A 15,259-nucleotide genomic window follows, 5' to 3' on the forward strand; every position below is an offset into this window, starting at 1 on the left:
AATGTATAACGAGATTTAAGACTTTGCAAGTATTTATTGTATTTTTTTTAAAAACAAAATGTTTTACACTACCATTCTATTAATAATCAGTAAAATAAAGTATTATTTATTTTTTCATATTAAACGAACAAAAAGCAGGCTGTAATTTGATTGTCAAAAAAATGTTGTAAAAAAGCATTAATTTTAGTACATTCGCATGAAACAAAACTTTAATAATTTATGAGTAAAAAAGTAGTAATTGTATCAGCTGCGAGAACTGCAATTGGTAGTTTTATGGGCGCATTATCTTCCGTTCCTGCCACAAAATTAGGTGCAGCAGCAATTAAAGGTGCTTTAGATAAAATCAATTTAGATCCAAATAAAGTTGAAGAAGTTTTAATGGGGAATGTAGTGCAAGCTGGCGTTGGTCAGGCTCCTGCGCGCCAAGCTGCTATATTGGCTGGATTGTCTCATTCGGTTCCTTGTACTACGGTAAACAAAGTGTGTGCTTCTGGGATGAAAGCAATAATGCAAGGCGCACAGGCAATTGCAAATGGCGATGCAGCTATTGTTGTTGCTGGTGGTATGGAAAATATGAGTATGATTCCACATTACGCTCATTTAAGAAACGGTGTTAAGTTTGGCGGAACCAACTTTATTGATGGTATGCAAAAAGACGGTTTAAGTGATGCGTATGAAAATCAAGCAATGGGCGTTTACGCAGATGCAACGGCAACTAAATACAACATTTCAAGAGAAGAGCAAGATGCATTTGCTATCAATTCATATAAAAGATCCGCAGCTGCTTGGGATGCAGGTAAATTTGATAACGAAGTAGTACCGGTAGCGGTTCCGCAAAGAAAAGGTGATCCTATCATGGTTACTAAAGATGAGGAATATACCAATGTGAAGTTAGAGAAAATTCCGGCATTGAACCCTGCTTTTACAAAAGAGGGTACTGTTACAGCCGCAAATGCTTCTACTATTAATGATGGTGCTGCGGCAGTGGTTTTAATGAGCGAAGAGAAAGCAAATGAATTGGGTTTAAAACCTTTAGCATACATAAAAGGATTTGCAGATGCAGCACAAGAGCCAAAATGGTTTACAACCGCACCCGCAAAAGCATTACCAAAAGCTTTAGATAAGGCAGGTGTTGCTATCAACGATGTTGATTTCTTTGAGTTTAACGAAGCTTTTTCAGTGGTTGGTATTGCAAACACAAATATTCTAGAATTAGACCCTGCAAAAGTAAATGTGAACGGAGGTGCTGTATCATTAGGTCATCCACTTGGGTGTTCAGGAGCACGTATTGTGGTTACTTTATTAAACATTTTAGAACAAAACAATGGTAAAATTGGTGCAGCTGCAATCTGTAATGGTGGCGGTGGTGCATCGGCAATTGTTATAGAAAAGGTTTAATTATATATTTTATAAAGATGAGAAGGTACATCAAATTCCTTCTCATCTTCCTTTAAAACTTAAATATGTTTGCAATTTGTAATTTAGCAATTGTTCCTTTGCGTTTTGAGCCTTCGGATAGAAGTGAATTAGTTACTCAAGTTCTTTTCGGAGAAACATTTATTATTTTAGAACAAAAAGAAAAATGGTCTAAAATTTCCTTATCTACTGATTTATATGAAGGATGGATTGATAACAAACAATTTATTACCATTTCTGAAAGTCAATACTTGCAATTACAGCAAACACCTAAAAAATATTGTGCAGATTTAATTGATTATGTCACAGGTGCAAACACGTTAATGCCTGTTTCGTTAGGAAGCGATTTGTCTTTTTTAAATTTTCCTGATATTAATTCCAATGCTCTTATTTTTGATGGAAATCAAACTACTGGAATTCAGCCCAAAGCAAACCTTCTACAAACTGCTTTTTTATACCTAAACGCACCCTATCTTTGGGGCGGAAAAACCCCTTTTGGCATCGATTGTTCAGGGCTCACGCAGATGGTGTATCGTTTAAACGGATATTATATTCCCAGAGACGCTTCTCAACAAGCAAAAATTGGCGAACCTTTAAGCTTTATTGAAGAAAGCGAAGTAGGCGATTTGGCTTTTTTTGATAACGAAGAAGGGCAAATTATTCACGTAGGCATCATCATGGAAAACAACTATATCATTCATGCACACGGTAAAGTGCGTATTGACCGTTTAGATCATTTAGGTATTCTAAATATCGATAGTGGCCGCCATACACACAAACTTCGCGTGATAAAAAAAATCATTTGATTGTTTAATTCCACATTTCCTTTCTAGAATGCTTATCTTTGCCCAAAATATTTTTTTATGGCAACATTTGAGCAATTCAATCTACCAAAATCTTTACAAAAAGCAATCGATGATTTAGGCTTTGTAAACCCTACACCCATTCAAGAAAAATCATTCAATGCAATTTTATCGGGAAAGGATGTTATGGGAATTGCTCAAACCGGAACCGGAAAAACATTTGCTTATTTATTACCTATACTAAAACAATGGAAATTTCAACCAACCGATGCACCTCGCGTTGCGATATTGGTTCCTACCCGCGAATTGGTTGTTCAAGTGGTAGAAGAAGTTGAAAAATTAACCAAATATATGTCTATCCGTGTTTTGGGAATTTATGGAGGAGTAAACATCAATACACAAAAAACATCGGTTTACAACGGAATTGATATTTTGGTGGGAACCCCCGGCAGAGTGATGGATTTGGCGCTCGATAATATTTTACGCTTTGATAATTTGCAGAAACTGGTGATTGATGAATTCGATGAAATATTGAATTTGGGTTTTCGTACCCAATTAACATCCATTCTCTCGATGATGAAAGATAAACGACAAAATATTTTGTTTTCTGCCACCATGACCGAAGAAGTAGATGAACTGTTAGATGAATACTTCAATTTTCCAGAAGAAATTTCATTGGCACCATCGGGAACACCATTAGAAAAAATCAAACAAAGTGCTTATATCGTACCAAATTTTCTTACGAAATTAAACATTTTAAAAGATATTTTAACAACCGATGAAACCACCACGCGTGTGTTATTGTTCGTAAATAACAAGCGTTTGGCAGATTATGTTTTAGAACATTTAGAAGAAGCATTTCCAGAACAATTTGGCGTGATACATTCCAACAAAACACAAAATTACCGTTTAAACACAATGGAATTGTTTCAAAATAGTGAATTGCGGGGCTTGGTAACCACCGATGTAATGGCGCGTGGATTAGATATTACCGATATCACACACGTTTTTAACTTACAAATGCCCGAAATTCCGGAACAATACATTCACCGAATTGGTAGAACAGGGCGTGCCGATAAAGACGGTATTGCCATAAGTTTTGTGAGCCCTAAAGAAGAAGAAACCCATTTTGAAATTGAATCTTTAATGGATTATGAAATTCCGTTACATGAAATTCCACCGCATGTAAAAATAGAAGAGCAACGTTTAGAGTTTGAAAAGGATAAGGTTAAAATGAAAACCAACAAACGTAAAATCGATAATGAGCGTGGTGAAGCTTTTCACGAGAAAAAAGATAAAAACAAAAAAGTGAATTTAGGCGGTCCCGGTAAACGCACCCCTAGAAAATCGGCACCAAGAAACCGAGCTGTAGAACGCAAACGAGCAGAAAAAAGGAAGAAAAAATAAAAAAACTGAGCTTAATCTAAAGCTCAGTTTTTTTTAAAATTCAATTTATCGTTTATTAGTTGCAATTACAAATTTAAGATTGTTCTTAACACCAATTTGTAAAACATTTACCAAATCTTGTACCTGTAAGTTATAAGGAATTCTTACCACCACAGTCTGGGTTTTATCTTCGCCTAGCTTTGCTAGCAAATGCGCTTCTAAATCTTGTGGATTAACGGGTTCTTTATCAATAAAAAATTCTTTGTTTTCATTTACAGATAAAGTTATTAGCTGTTTGTTTGTTTTTTCTGTTGATTCTGCTTTAGGCAATGTCATTTTAATTACATTTGGGTTTGCTAAAGTAGATATAATGATAAAGAAAAGTAGCAGAAAAAACATGATGTCGCTTAACGATGAAGTGGCGACTTCCGCATGAAATCGTCTATTTCTCTTTATGGCCATTTGGTCGTTGTATTATGTTAATAAATTTTAAGATGATTTTCTGAGCACGTAAGGCAAAATTATCAATTTTTCCATTCAACATGTGGTATGCGGCATAAGCAATAATTCCTACAATTAATCCGGCACCACTACTGATCATTTTTTCATATAATCCTCCAGAAATATTGGCAATACTAATATTTTCAGTAATCGAAATATTATAAAAAATCTTAATTACTCCCGAAATAGTCCCCACAAAACCCAATGTTGGCGCAATACCAGCAATGGTTCCTAAATGGTTCAATTTTCGTTCCATATTTGCAATCTCGATATTGGTAACTTTTTCCATATTCGACTCAATCTCTGAAATGGGTCTTCCAATTGTAAGCAAACCTTCGTGCAAAACTTTAGCTTCCGAAGTATCTTCTCTTTGAACAGAAGCTACTGCTAAATCTAAATTTCCAGAGTTTAATTGTGTGCCTAAAGAATCCATTAAACCAGAATTGGTTTTTTTTGCTGTTTTTTGAATAAACAAATATCTTTCAATGGTTAGATAAATAGTGTAAATAAATAAAATTACAATTGGTATTAAAAAAACACCGCCTTTCATAACAAACTCAAACAAAGAAAGTTCCTTAGTTGTGGCAACGTTTTCTACAATGGCTTGTGTTGTTTGGGTTAAACTGTCAGGTGCAGCTTGCAAAAAAAATGTCATCATAAAGTTTTATTTAACGCGTAAAAAAAATGATTTTTGTAGATTGATATTTTTGAAAAAATTATTTGTGCTAAATAATGAAAAAAATATCAGATAATTAAATTAATAGAACACATTTTTTGCTTTTATGGATAAGTATTCCCAAACCTTAGATTGGATGTTTGCACAGCTGCCCATGTTTCAGCGAATTGGCACCGCTGCTTTTGAGAAAGATTTAACAAAAACGTTGCTTTTTTCTGCCCATTTAAACCAGCCCGAAAAGCAGTTTAAAACCATACACGTGGGCGGTACCAACGGAAAAGGTTCTACATCTTCTTTAATAGCCTCTGTTTTGCAAGAATGTGGTTTAAAAGTAGGTTTGTACACCTCTCCACATTTGGTTGATTTTCGCGAACGCATTCGCATTAATGGCGAAGAAATAACTAAAGATTTTGTGGTACATTTTATTGAGAAAAACAAAACATTTTTAGAAACGAATAAATTAAGTTTTTTTGAAATGACTGTGGGCATGGCATTTCAATATTTTGCAGACGAAAAGGTTGATATCGCAGTGATCGAAGTTGGTTTAGGCGGTCGCTTAGATTCTACCAATATCATCACGCCATTAGTGAGTGTTATTACCAATATTGGCTGGGATCATATGAATGTTTTGGGCAATACTTTAGAAGAAATAGCAGCAGAAAAAGCAGGAATCATTAAAAACAAAATCCCTGTGGTTATTGGTGAATTTACCAATCAAACCAAAGACGTGTTTCAGCAAGTGGCGCAACAGCAAAATGCACCAATTTATTTTGCATCTGCAATCAAAAATATACCCGATTTAGACTCCGATTTAAAAGGAAATTATCAAACGCACAACAAAAAAACGGCCTATCAAGCAATTCAGTTATTAAAAAACCATTTTGAAATTGCCGATGAAGCAGTGGTTCAAGGCTTTTTGAATGTTCAAAAAAATACGGGATTAAAAGGCAGATGGACCGTTTTGTCTGAAAAACCTTTGATTGTTGCAGATACAGCACACAACAAAAACGGACTTGAACTGGTAATGAAGCAAGTTCAGCAACAAAAATTTGATCAATTGTATATGGTTTTTGGCGTTGTAAACGATAAAGATATTGATACTATTTTGCCATTGCTACCCAAAAATGCCCATTATTTTGTTGCAAAGCCAAATGTTCCTCGCGGTTTAGATGCAAACATTTTAAAAGAAAAATTAATAGCAAACGGTTTCCAATCCACGGTTTTTGATACCATTCCCAATGCCTTAGCGTTTGCCAAACAACATGCTACACCAAACGACCTAATTTACATCGGCGGAAGTACTTTTGTGGTGGGTGAAGTTATTTAAAAATTTCTTTTTGGGCGTTTCCCCCTAAAATTGCGTTTCATAACCAAGATATAGGCTTAAAACACCATTGGTGCAAAGTATTAAAATTCCGCAAAAGAATAGGGGGTCGGGCTATTCACGACAAGTCCTCGCTCGTCGTGTCTCCTCGCTGTGGGCTTTCTGTTGCTATCCCTAACGCATGCCTAGCTACAAAACCACGACTGCAAAATGCTGCTCCAACGGATTTAAGTTTTCTAACAAAATATCCATCATTTCTTTACCATAATCAACATAAAAAGTTGAAAAATTATCCACGCGTTCCTGCAAACTGTTGTTTGGAAACAAAGCAATTTTTAAATCGAGCATTCTGTCTAAATGATCCTGATTTTTTAAACGTTCGGCTTTAAAATAGCGTTTTTCTAAATTTTCTAGACCTTTAATTTGTTTAACTTCTTGCGCATTTACAGCACCAATAAAAGATTTGTTGGTTTGTAAGGCAACTTCTTTTAACGCTGCAAATTGTTCTTTTAAAAACTGTTTTTGCTGTTCAAAATCGAATATATTTTGAGCGAAATCTTTTGTTTTCTTTTGTTGAAACTCATCTGTTTTTAAAAATAATTCTTCCCACGAAAGGTTTAATTTCGCTCGTTTTTGATTTTGTTTTTCAGTTGCCAGTAAAACAGAGTTTCTCAACAAAAGCATCGGGAAGGTAATGTTGTGCAAAGTAAAAACTTCCTTCAACTCTAACCAATAAGCCAATTCGCCGCCACCGCCAATGTAGCATAAATTTGGTAAAATTACTTCCTGATACAGCGGACGTAGAATTACATTCGGACTGAATTTCTCTGGGTTGGTATCCACCAAATGCAACAATTCCTCTCTTGTAAACTGTAGTTCCGTATTTAAAACTTTATAAAAATCATCTTCAAAAACAATACGTTCACGCAAACCGTCTTCAATAAAAAACAAATTAATTTCACGCGGATTCACTTGAATAATAGCGTCTTTTAAAATAGCGTAACTTTTCTCGACTTCCTTAAAAGACGACTGATTAGTCAATTCTTCTTTAATGTGCGGAATAAATAGTTTTTTCAATGCCACATCATCCCCATCAATAATCACCAAACCTTCATTGCCAAACAATTCATTGGCTAAAAACCGGGTAGCATCGGCTAAATTGTGGTGTTTCAAATAAGCGTTTTCAAATAAATTAGCTAGTTCGTTGGCGTGATTTCCTAAGGGTAAATGCTTTTTAAATTCTTCAAAAACAGCCTGTAATCCATCGGTATTCAATCTGCCAACCGGACCTGAAACTTCTTTATTCCACTGAAATTTTTTCTGGTTGAAATTGAAAAAGTTAATCTCATCAAAATCATGATCTTCTGTCGCCATCCAATAAATCGGCACAAAATCGTATTCGGGATACGTCTTTTTCAATTCCTTACATAAATTAATTGTAGAAACTATTTTGTACAAAAAATAAAGCGGTCCTGTAAACAAATTCAGCTGATGCCCTGTAACTACCGTAAAAGTGGTGGTGTCCTTTAAACGATTGATGTTGTTCTGAGTGGCAGCTGTTACCGAAAAATGAGCATATTGATTTTGCAGGCTCTCGGCAAGTATCTCTCGGTTTGCACTGGAGAAATTTGTTTGCTTTTCTAAAATCTGGTCTTTAAAATTTTCTATAGAAGGAAAACGGTTGTATAAACTGCTCAACTGATTGTTTTTACCAAGGTAATCAATCATTAATTTAGAGAAATAGCCGGTTTGTTCGTAGGGAATTTGGAACATTTATCTGATTTTTTTCAAATTTAGTAAAATACTAAAATCGTTGCACCATATAAACTATAAATTATTGGTAAAATTATAAACGACTAAAAAGCGAAATCACACCAAAAAATGATAAGTAAATCGTATTTTTGCTTAAATTTTTCATTGTTTGGAGACACAAATTTTACTCATCACGCCGCCTTTCACGCAATTGAACACGCCTTATCCGGGCACGGTTTATTTAAAAGGATTTTTAAACACCAAAAATATTTCTTCCTATCAAGCCGATTTAGGGATAGAAGTGATTTTGAAGTTGTTTTCCAAACAAGGATTAATTGATTTGTTTGCTTTTGTGGAACAGCATGATTGTGTGTTGGGTGAAAATGCACAACGGATTTTTGCTTTAAAAACGGATTATATTCATTCGATTGATGCAGTGATTTCGTTTCTTCAGGGAAAAAATCCAACGTTGGCAAATGCTATTGTTCAAGATGATTTTTTACCTCAAGCAAGCCGTTTTTCGCAATTAGATGAGTTGGATTGGGCTTTTGGGTCGATGGGTTTTCAAGACAAAGCCAAGCATTTTGCCACGCTTTATTTAGAAGATTTATCAGATTTTATCATAGAAACAGTCGATGAAAATTTCGGATTCAGCCGTTATGCCGAACGTTTGGGGAGATCTGCCAATTCTTTTGATGAATTGTATGAAAAGTTGCACCACGAACCAACGTATATCGACCAAATCACGCTCAAAAGTCTGAACGAATTAATAGAAAAAACAAAACCTAAAATTGTTGGTTTTTCGGTTCCTTTCCCAGGAAATCTATACAGTGCGTTTCGTTGTGCGCAGTTTATCAAACAAAATTATCCAGACATTAAAATGGTTATGGGCGGCGGTTTTCCAAATACCGAATTGCGTTCATTGTCTGATGTGCGTGTGTTTCAATTCTTCGATTTTATTAATTTAGACGATGGCGAAGCACCAACCGAACAATTGATTCGTTTTGTGAATAATGAAATTTCTGCCAGTGAATTAAAGCGTACTTTTTTGTTGCAAAATGATGAAGTGAAATACAGCAACAATCCGCTGATACCCGATTATAAGCAAAGCCAAGTAGGTTGCCCGGATTATACCGATATCGATTTATCAAACTATATTTCGGTGATTGAAGTGGTGAATCCCATGCACCGCTTGTGGAGCGATGGACGTTGGAATAAACTAACGATGGCACACGGTTGTTATTGGGGAAAATGTACTTTTTGCGATATTTCGTTAGATTATATAAAGATTTATGAACCCATTGCTGCCAAGGAAATTGTTGATCGAATGGAACAATTAATTGCCACAACAAGCAACAGCGGTTTTCATTTTGTTGATGAAGCAGCACCACCGGCTTTAATGCGCGAAGTGGCGTTAGAAATTATAAAACGCAAACTTTCGGTTTCGTGGTGGACGAATATTCGGTTTGAAAAAAATTTTACTTTAGATTTGTGCCGATTATTAAAAGCATCGGGCTGTATTGCAGTTTCGGGCGGGTTGGAAGTGGCATCAGACAGATTGTTGCAATTGATTGACAAAGGCGTCACGGTTGAACAAGTGGCGCGTGTAAACAGAAATTTTACCGAAGCCGGAATCATGGTACATGCATATTTAATGTATGGTTTCCCAACACAAACGGCACAAGAAACGATTGATTCATTGGAAATGGTTCGACAAATGTTTGAGGTTGGCATCATGCAATCGGGTTTTTGGCATCAGTTTGCCATGACCGCTCACAGTCCGGTTGGATTGAATCCAGAAGCGTTTGATGTGATCAATCTTTCAAAAGAAAAAGGAACATTTGCCAACAATGATTTGGTGCATAAAGAAAAATCGGGTGCCATTCACGACAAGTTTTCGTTCGGATTGAAAAAATCACTTTTTAATTATATGCACGGTTTGTGTTTTGATTTTGAATTGCAAGAATGGTTCGATTTTAAAATTCCGCGCACTAAAATTCCGCACGATTATATAGTATCGGTTTTAGAGAATGAAAATTTTCCTAGCTTTAAATCAACCCAAAAAGTGATTTGGTTGGTTACAAAACCTGTTTTGGAATATTTTACCAAATCGAAAAAAGGCAAAACGTTTGAAAAAGCCCGTATAAATGTGCATTCTAAAAATGATTTATTGCAAATTGATGTGGATAAAGAAATAGGAGAGTGGTTGGTACAGTTTTGTAATGATTTAAAAGAAAGTTCTAAAGGAACAATGTCCTATCAACAAATGAAAAACAGTTTTGAAGCCTACACCAATCAAGATTTTGAACCTTTTATTTTCTCAAAACAAGGCGAACAATTGCGCAATTTTGGATTGTTAATTGTTTAATTAACCCGTTGGGTGAAATTAAATGATTTGATTAATTGGTCTTTTAAATAGAAACTTATTGATAAATTGAACTAAAGTTAACGATGTTATTTTTGCTAAAATTCTTGTTTTAAATCCTTCAAATGATTTGGCGTAATTTCTTCTAATTATGAATTGGTCACACATCTGAGAAAACAAAGTTTCAATTCTTTTTCTTGATTTTCTAAAGATATAAGGTTGCGGCTTATAATCTTTTTGGTTTGATGTTTTTGGTGTTTCTAATTTAACTTTAACTGATTGAAATAAGTCCAATTGAATGCTTTCCTACAAATAACCTATGCATACCTTCATGGCTCATTGATGAAGCCTGATTATGTGTGTTTTATTGAAAGGAATACTTAAATTCTTGATTGTGCTGGAGAGATTCTGTGTACTATAAAAAGGATTTTTAAAACCAATTTCTTTCATATTCAAATGCTTTAGTTTTATCATTTGGAAAAGTTGAAATTTTATAAAAATAATCTTTCCCTTTCAAATCTTTTTTAAGGTGAAATTTTCCATTTTTATCCAATGAGTAAACTTTGCTAATAAAATGTATTGGTGTTGCTCCATGAAAATCTCCTTGATACTCTGTTGAAATATAATTTAGATTAGAATCAATAGGGAAATTATAGAGGTCTAAATCAGCGGTTCTAAAGTTACCGAATAGGTTAACTTGATTATTTTTTACATCATAAATCAAATAATCAGTAACACTACAGCCAAGTCCTGTACAAGGATGAGAGGTAAATTCTATAAAGATAATTTCATCATTATTAAAATTATATAATTTCACCTTTTGGACATTGTTACAGAACATTTCTTCATATTCGTTATCAATTCTAGGATTAATGGATTTTAGTTTTTCAATAATAATCCTGTTTGAGTTGATCTTAATCCAATCTATATTTAAACTGTCTTTTTTAAAAATTTTAATGCTATTTTTTCCTATTTCATATTCTTCAAGTTGTTTTGTCTCATAACTAATTAGTATTGTATCAATTGGTTGAAGTTTAAATTTTTTAATAGACTCTAAAAAGTCATTAAATTCTTTTTCTTGTTGCGAAATTTTAATAGGCTGGCTGGAATTAATAGTATCGTTATAAAAAATTTCTTCCTTTATTTGCGTATTTTCAGATTGATTAATTTTTGTTTTCTCTGTACATGAAAAGAAAAGTATTGTCGTGAGTATGTATAGGATTTCTTTCATATAATTCAGATGGAAAATAGCTTTAAAAATACAACTTTTGTAGATATCCAATTTTATTTTTAGAGATTAATTATACTCAAAAAAAATGTATTTGCACATATCCGAACAAAAAATCAGTACACAAAACAGATAACAAATCTTCTTTAAAAGGCTTTAAACAAGGTTAGATATTCTAAATGTTATCAAAAATGGGAGTTTTGCAAGGGTTACTGGTGTTATCAGTTTTTTTTTTATTTTTGTTTTTCTAATTTTATCAATCTATTAAATTCAGACAAAAGCCTTTCTTGTTCTTTTAAAATGTAGTCAGTTGCAAATGGGGAACTGTAATCTTGATTGTTTATTTGGTGTAAAAGTTTTCCATTTGTAAAGTAACTTCTATTTTCAATAATTTCGGATTTCTCAAATTCGAAGACTTCAGTATCATTATTTTCTTTTTTGGCTTTAGAATCCCAGTAAATAGGTCTGTTGTATTTATAAAATTTCTCGAAAACAAAAGATAATTCTCCGTTTAACAAGTAATATTCTGTCATTTTTTGTGCTGTTTCTCCAAAGTGGCGAGTAATTATTTTTTCCAATTTATGTGCTTGAAAATAGAAATTTACAAATCCACCTTCGGTAGTTTCCCAAATGTCAATTTGCGTTATTTCTGTCCAATTTTCTATTGAATTTACCCGTTTAAAATTCTCTCGAATTGGTATTAAATTTTTGGGTAAGTATTCATTAATCGGTTCGTCAATTTCTTTTTCATAATTTTTGATTTCCTCCACATCTTTTGCTTTGCCATTTACTTTTTGGCAATTTCCAATTCCAAAAAGTAAAGTGAATATTAGCAATACTATGTTTCTCAGGTTTTTCATCGATTTTGGTTCAACTGACGCACAACGGTTAGTAAATGAAAAGTAGGTGATTTTCAACACGAAAGTTGCGACTAAGATACAAAATCCTAAGAGAATTACTATTGTTGAATTTTGCACTTCAGCCCGCCTGACGCAAAACCCGTGTTAGCGGTAGTTATTATTCCCATTCTTTGTAAAATCCCGCTTTAATATATTCTTTGTCTCGCTCGTTTACAGGTTTGCCTTTATGTTCGGCAAATATCTCGTAAGCGTCATCAATTGTATTAACGCCAATGTCAAAACAAGCCCGTCCCCAATTGTAAAGAGCAACACTTTGTATTGTCGTAAACACTCCTGCTTTTATTTGAACTCCGTCATATTCTTTTCCTTTGATTTCCGTAAAAAAGTCAAGTTTACCACCTTCCTTCGTTTCGGTAAGTATGAAGGATCTAATTTCATTCCTTGATGGGAGCATAATGTCTGACGGCTTCTTTTTGTTTAATTTTTCTTTTTTTATTAGTGCAGAAACGGCTTGTTCAATTTCTTGACTTGAAATGATTTTAAATTCTTTACCGTTAAATTTCAATTTTCCGTTGTCAATTGTTGCTGTCGTGTCATATTTTTCTTCAATGATTTCGTTTGCTCTGTTTTCGGTAATGTCGCCAACAAGGTTGCAAGCGAAAGTTGATTGTTGATTTGTTAGCATTTCAATCGTCATAAATTGTCGTTTAGGGCTGTTCTGCAACATAACCATAACAACCATTTTGCTTTCCTTTGTCAAGATAAAAAAGTCAGAGGGAAGATTTACTGCCGCCTTTTCAACTTGGTCTAATGTTGGATTTTCAGAAACGAACACAGAGGATTGTTTATTTTCAATGTTGTTTTTGAGTGTGTAATAATTAGAGAGAATTAAAAAATCGTCAAACGATTTTTCGTTATTAGAAACGGAATTGAACACGGGATTTCCGTTTTTGTCCGTTTGTCCAAATGTTTGTCCTAAGCCAAATGTTAGGATTGTGAAAATGATAGTTGTAATTTTCTTCATTGTCGTTTTATAATTACTGGTAACGTTTTGCAGCATGGCGAAGTGGCGGATTTAGAAGCACTTACTTTCAACATAGCACAAAAGTTGATGCGAGGTAGAATGTTCAACTAACCATTTCACCCGCTTTTTTGCAAAACCGCTGTTGGCAGATAGCCGTTTTAATAAGCTGTAATAAAGTCTGCATTGTTTATAGTATATTCGACTATTCCATTTTGTGATGCAGTAAAATTAAGTTTAATTTTCACAACTTGAAAACCATTAATTATAGTTTTTTCAACGATTGTAAAACTTCCCTGTGTTTCATATAAAATCCAATCTGATGGAATTATAATGCTTGTCGAAAATGACTTTGGTAATCCAACATATTTTCTAAATTCTATTTTTTCAGTTGTTGAATTGTTAGAAAAAGAGTAAGTTCCAAGAGGTAAGTCAGGTAAATTTTGATTTAGATTTTTAATATTTATGTTGTAACCATTTAATGAATTGCCTTCATATCGAATGCTAGAATTTGGAAGGTTGTTGTCATTAATTCTAGTTATGTTTGAAAATTTAATGTTGTTGTTCAAAGTTATGAAGTTGACAAATGTATTGCATATATTTTCTGAAAATTTTTTAATTTCAACATTGCCCTCTATTTCAACAGTTTCATTTTGTTGATTTAAGCTATATTTCTTTTTGAAAAGTTGTCCGTTGAACTTAAACTTTAGTTTAGTGTTTTCAACAAATTCAAATTCAGAAATAGTAATTGTTGATGATGGAACAAAATCCGCTGAATAATAATCTTTTCGAAATTCACCACTTTTATCAGCAAAATATATTGATTTTAATTCACCTTGTTTTGTAAGATTGAAGACAATTAAATCTCCTGTTACATTATTTTTTTTTGAAGTAACTGTGACATTCAAATCTGTATCACAACTATAATATGAATTGACATCCACAATATTATCTTCTGAATTTACCCCATTTATTTTCAGTTCAACATTATTTAGATTTTCAAGAACTTCGTTATTCTCCTCAATTGAATTGTCATTTGAACAGCTTGAAATTAACATTCCAATAAATAAAACAATAATTTTTTTCATATTTTCTTTTTTTATACGGTTCTCATACGGTTTCTGCCAACGGGGCGGCGGCTTTGCGAAGTTCTTTTTCCGAGCTTGCTCGGGGAAAGGATTTTGCAAAGCCGCCGCCCCGATGTAGCGAAAGAAGCGTAAGCGGATTTCGCTACATCGGTTTGGGTATTGCCGAAGGCGGGGATTTTCAGCACAAAAGTTCAATAGAATTACTGCTGTTGAACCTTGCACAAATGTTTCATAGAAGCACTTCAGCCGCCATATTGCCAAACCGATGTTAGCGGTTCGGCTTTTTATTTACTTTTTGTTAGTTCGTAAATTACTCCTTCTTGTCCATCAAAATCAAAGTTTTCTTTAAATCTCATACCTATTTTTTCAAGAACTCTGATTGAACCAACATTTTCTTTCATTGCTCGTCCAACTACTTTTTCAATTCCAAGTTCTGTAAAACCAAAATCAAGACATTTTTTTGCAGTTTCAGTAGCAAAACCTTTATTCCAATAGTTTCTCTTAAATCTAAATCCAATATCATATTCGTTTTTATCTTGGCTATATTTTAGTCCGCACCAACCAATAAATTTTGTAGTTGCTTTGTCAATAACAGCAAGTCGTCCAACCCCATATTTTTCATATTGGTCGTAGTTGGTTAAAAAGTCAATTGAAGCTTGTATGTTTTCAAAAGGTTTGTCTCCTGTGTATTTTAATACTTCTCTGTCAAGATTTAAGTTATAGAAATCGGATGCGTCTTCTTTTGTCAGTTTACGCATTATCGTTCTTTCAGTTTCTATATTTTGAATTTCGTTCATTTCTTTCTGTGTCGCTTGCTTTTAAGCTGACCGCTAACGGTT

General features: G+C 33.7%; 13 protein-coding genes and 1 pseudogene. 5 read left to right on the top strand and 9 right to left on the bottom strand.

Translation table 11 applies throughout. The features are described from left to right. The first annotated feature begins 219 nt into the window (after positions 1–219). From NPX36_RS10495 to NPX36_RS10505, 3 genes are all read left to right on the top strand, one after another. Positions 220–1,398 (top strand): thiolase family protein, encoded by a 1,179-nt coding sequence (locus NPX36_RS10495; RefSeq protein WP_257498650.1) that lies wholly within the window; start codon positions 220–222, stop codon positions 1,396–1,398. 65 nt (positions 1,399–1,463) lie between these two features. Further along, complete coding sequence (locus NPX36_RS10500) at positions 1,464–2,222, top strand: C40 family peptidase (RefSeq protein ID WP_257498651.1); 759 nt, start codon at positions 1,464–1,466, stop codon at positions 2,220–2,222. Between the two features lie 57 nt (positions 2,223–2,279). After that, entirely contained in the window at positions 2,280–3,626 is a 1,347-nt protein-coding gene (locus NPX36_RS10505) for a DEAD/DEAH box helicase (RefSeq protein WP_257498652.1), read from the top strand. A gap of 45 nt (positions 3,627–3,671) precedes the next feature. On the opposite strand, the gene NPX36_RS10510 is transcribed toward NPX36_RS10505, so the two are convergent. Then, on the bottom strand, positions 3,672–4,067 hold the full coding sequence (locus NPX36_RS10510; protein ID WP_257498653.1) for an ExbD/TolR family protein: 396 nt from the start codon (positions 4,065–4,067) through the stop codon (positions 3,672–3,674). After that, positions 4,048–4,761 (bottom strand): MotA/TolQ/ExbB proton channel family protein, encoded by a 714-nt coding sequence (locus NPX36_RS10515; protein ID WP_257500744.1) that lies wholly within the window; start codon positions 4,759–4,761, stop codon positions 4,048–4,050. Before NPX36_RS10515 ends, NPX36_RS10510 begins: the two co-directional genes overlap by 20 nt. 127 nt (positions 4,762–4,888) lie before the next feature. On the opposite strand from NPX36_RS10515, the gene NPX36_RS10520 reads away from it, so the two are divergent. Then, positions 4,889–6,109, top strand: a complete 1,221-nt coding sequence (locus tag NPX36_RS10520; RefSeq protein WP_257498654.1) for a bifunctional folylpolyglutamate synthase/dihydrofolate synthase — start codon at positions 4,889–4,891, stop codon at positions 6,107–6,109. Positions 6,110–6,295: 186 nt separating this feature from the next. Here NPX36_RS10520 and bshC read toward each other — a convergent pair whose 3' ends face one another. Continuing rightward, positions 6,296–7,879 carry a bacillithiol biosynthesis cysteine-adding enzyme BshC gene (bshC, locus tag NPX36_RS10525; protein ID WP_257498655.1) on the bottom strand — a complete coding sequence of 528 codons (1,584 nt, stop codon included), beginning with the start codon at positions 7,877–7,879 and terminating at the stop codon, positions 6,296–6,298. A gap of 148 nt (positions 7,880–8,027) precedes the next feature. Between bshC and NPX36_RS10530 the strand changes: the two genes are divergently transcribed. Then, entirely contained in the window at positions 8,028–10,226 is a 2,199-nt protein-coding gene (locus NPX36_RS10530) for a B12-binding domain-containing radical SAM protein (RefSeq protein ID WP_257498656.1), read from the top strand. An 18-nt stretch (positions 10,227–10,244) separates the two neighbouring features. On the opposite strand, the pseudogene NPX36_RS10535 reads toward NPX36_RS10530, so the two are convergent. The 6 genes and pseudogenes from NPX36_RS10535 to NPX36_RS10560 all read right to left on the bottom strand — a co-directional run. Then, a pseudogene (locus NPX36_RS10535) lies at positions 10,245–10,523 on the bottom strand (transposase); the annotation flags it as partial. Positions 10,524–10,653: 130 nt separating this feature from the next. After that, positions 10,654–11,454 (bottom strand): hypothetical protein, encoded by an 801-nt coding sequence (locus NPX36_RS10540; protein WP_257498657.1) that lies wholly within the window; start codon positions 11,452–11,454, stop codon positions 10,654–10,656. Positions 11,455–11,684: 230 nt separating this feature from the next. Further along, positions 11,685–12,221, bottom strand: coding sequence for a hypothetical protein (locus NPX36_RS10545; RefSeq protein ID WP_257498658.1), 537 nt, complete (start codon positions 12,219–12,221; stop codon positions 11,685–11,687). 247 nt (positions 12,222–12,468) lie between these two features. Continuing rightward, a complete protein-coding gene (locus NPX36_RS10550) occupies positions 12,469–13,335 on the bottom strand; it encodes a hypothetical protein (protein ID WP_257498659.1) in 867 nt (288 codons plus the stop codon). Between the two features lie 158 nt (positions 13,336–13,493). Then, entirely contained in the window at positions 13,494–14,420 is a 927-nt protein-coding gene (locus NPX36_RS10555; protein WP_257498660.1) for a hypothetical protein, read from the bottom strand. Positions 14,421–14,704: 284 nt separating this feature from the next. Beyond that, positions 14,705–15,217, bottom strand: coding sequence for a GNAT family N-acetyltransferase (locus NPX36_RS10560; protein ID WP_257498661.1), 513 nt, complete (start codon positions 15,215–15,217; stop codon positions 14,705–14,707). Between the last annotated feature and the right edge of the window lie 42 nt (positions 15,218–15,259).

This window comes from Paenimyroides aestuarii, assembly GCF_024628805.1.
Lineage (GTDB): Bacteria > Bacteroidota > Bacteroidia > Flavobacteriales > Flavobacteriaceae > Flavobacterium > Flavobacterium aestuarii_A.

Bases quoted from the DNA above. Each gene is read 5' to 3' on its own strand.
- NPX36_RS10515 (WP_257500744.1), bottom strand. From the start codon at position 4,761: ATGACATTTTTTTTGCAAGCTGCACCTGACAGTTTAACCCAAACAACA.
- NPX36_RS10540 (WP_257498657.1), bottom strand. From the start codon at position 11,454: ATGAAAGAAATCCTATACATACTCACGACAATACTTTTCTTTTCATGT.
- NPX36_RS10510 (WP_257498653.1), bottom strand. From the start codon at position 4,067: ATGGCCATAAAGAGAAATAGACGATTTCATGCGGAAGTCGCCACTTCA.
- bshC (WP_257498655.1), bottom strand. From the start codon at position 7,879: ATGTTCCAAATTCCCTACGAACAAACCGGCTATTTCTCTAAATTAATG.
- NPX36_RS10520 (WP_257498654.1), top strand. From the start codon at position 4,889: ATGGATAAGTATTCCCAAACCTTAGATTGGATGTTTGCACAGCTGCCC.
- NPX36_RS10550 (WP_257498659.1), bottom strand. From the start codon at position 13,335: ATGAAGAAAATTACAACTATCATTTTCACAATCCTAACATTTGGCTTA.
- NPX36_RS10560 (WP_257498661.1), bottom strand. From the start codon at position 15,217: ATGAACGAAATTCAAAATATAGAAACTGAAAGAACGATAATGCGTAAA.
- NPX36_RS10500 (WP_257498651.1), top strand. From the start codon at position 1,464: ATGTTTGCAATTTGTAATTTAGCAATTGTTCCTTTGCGTTTTGAGCCT.
- NPX36_RS10495 (WP_257498650.1), top strand. From the start codon at position 220: ATGAGTAAAAAAGTAGTAATTGTATCAGCTGCGAGAACTGCAATTGGT.
- NPX36_RS10555 (WP_257498660.1), bottom strand. From the start codon at position 14,420: ATGAAAAAAATTATTGTTTTATTTATTGGAATGTTAATTTCAAGCTGT.
- NPX36_RS10505 (WP_257498652.1), top strand. From the start codon at position 2,280: ATGGCAACATTTGAGCAATTCAATCTACCAAAATCTTTACAAAAAGCA.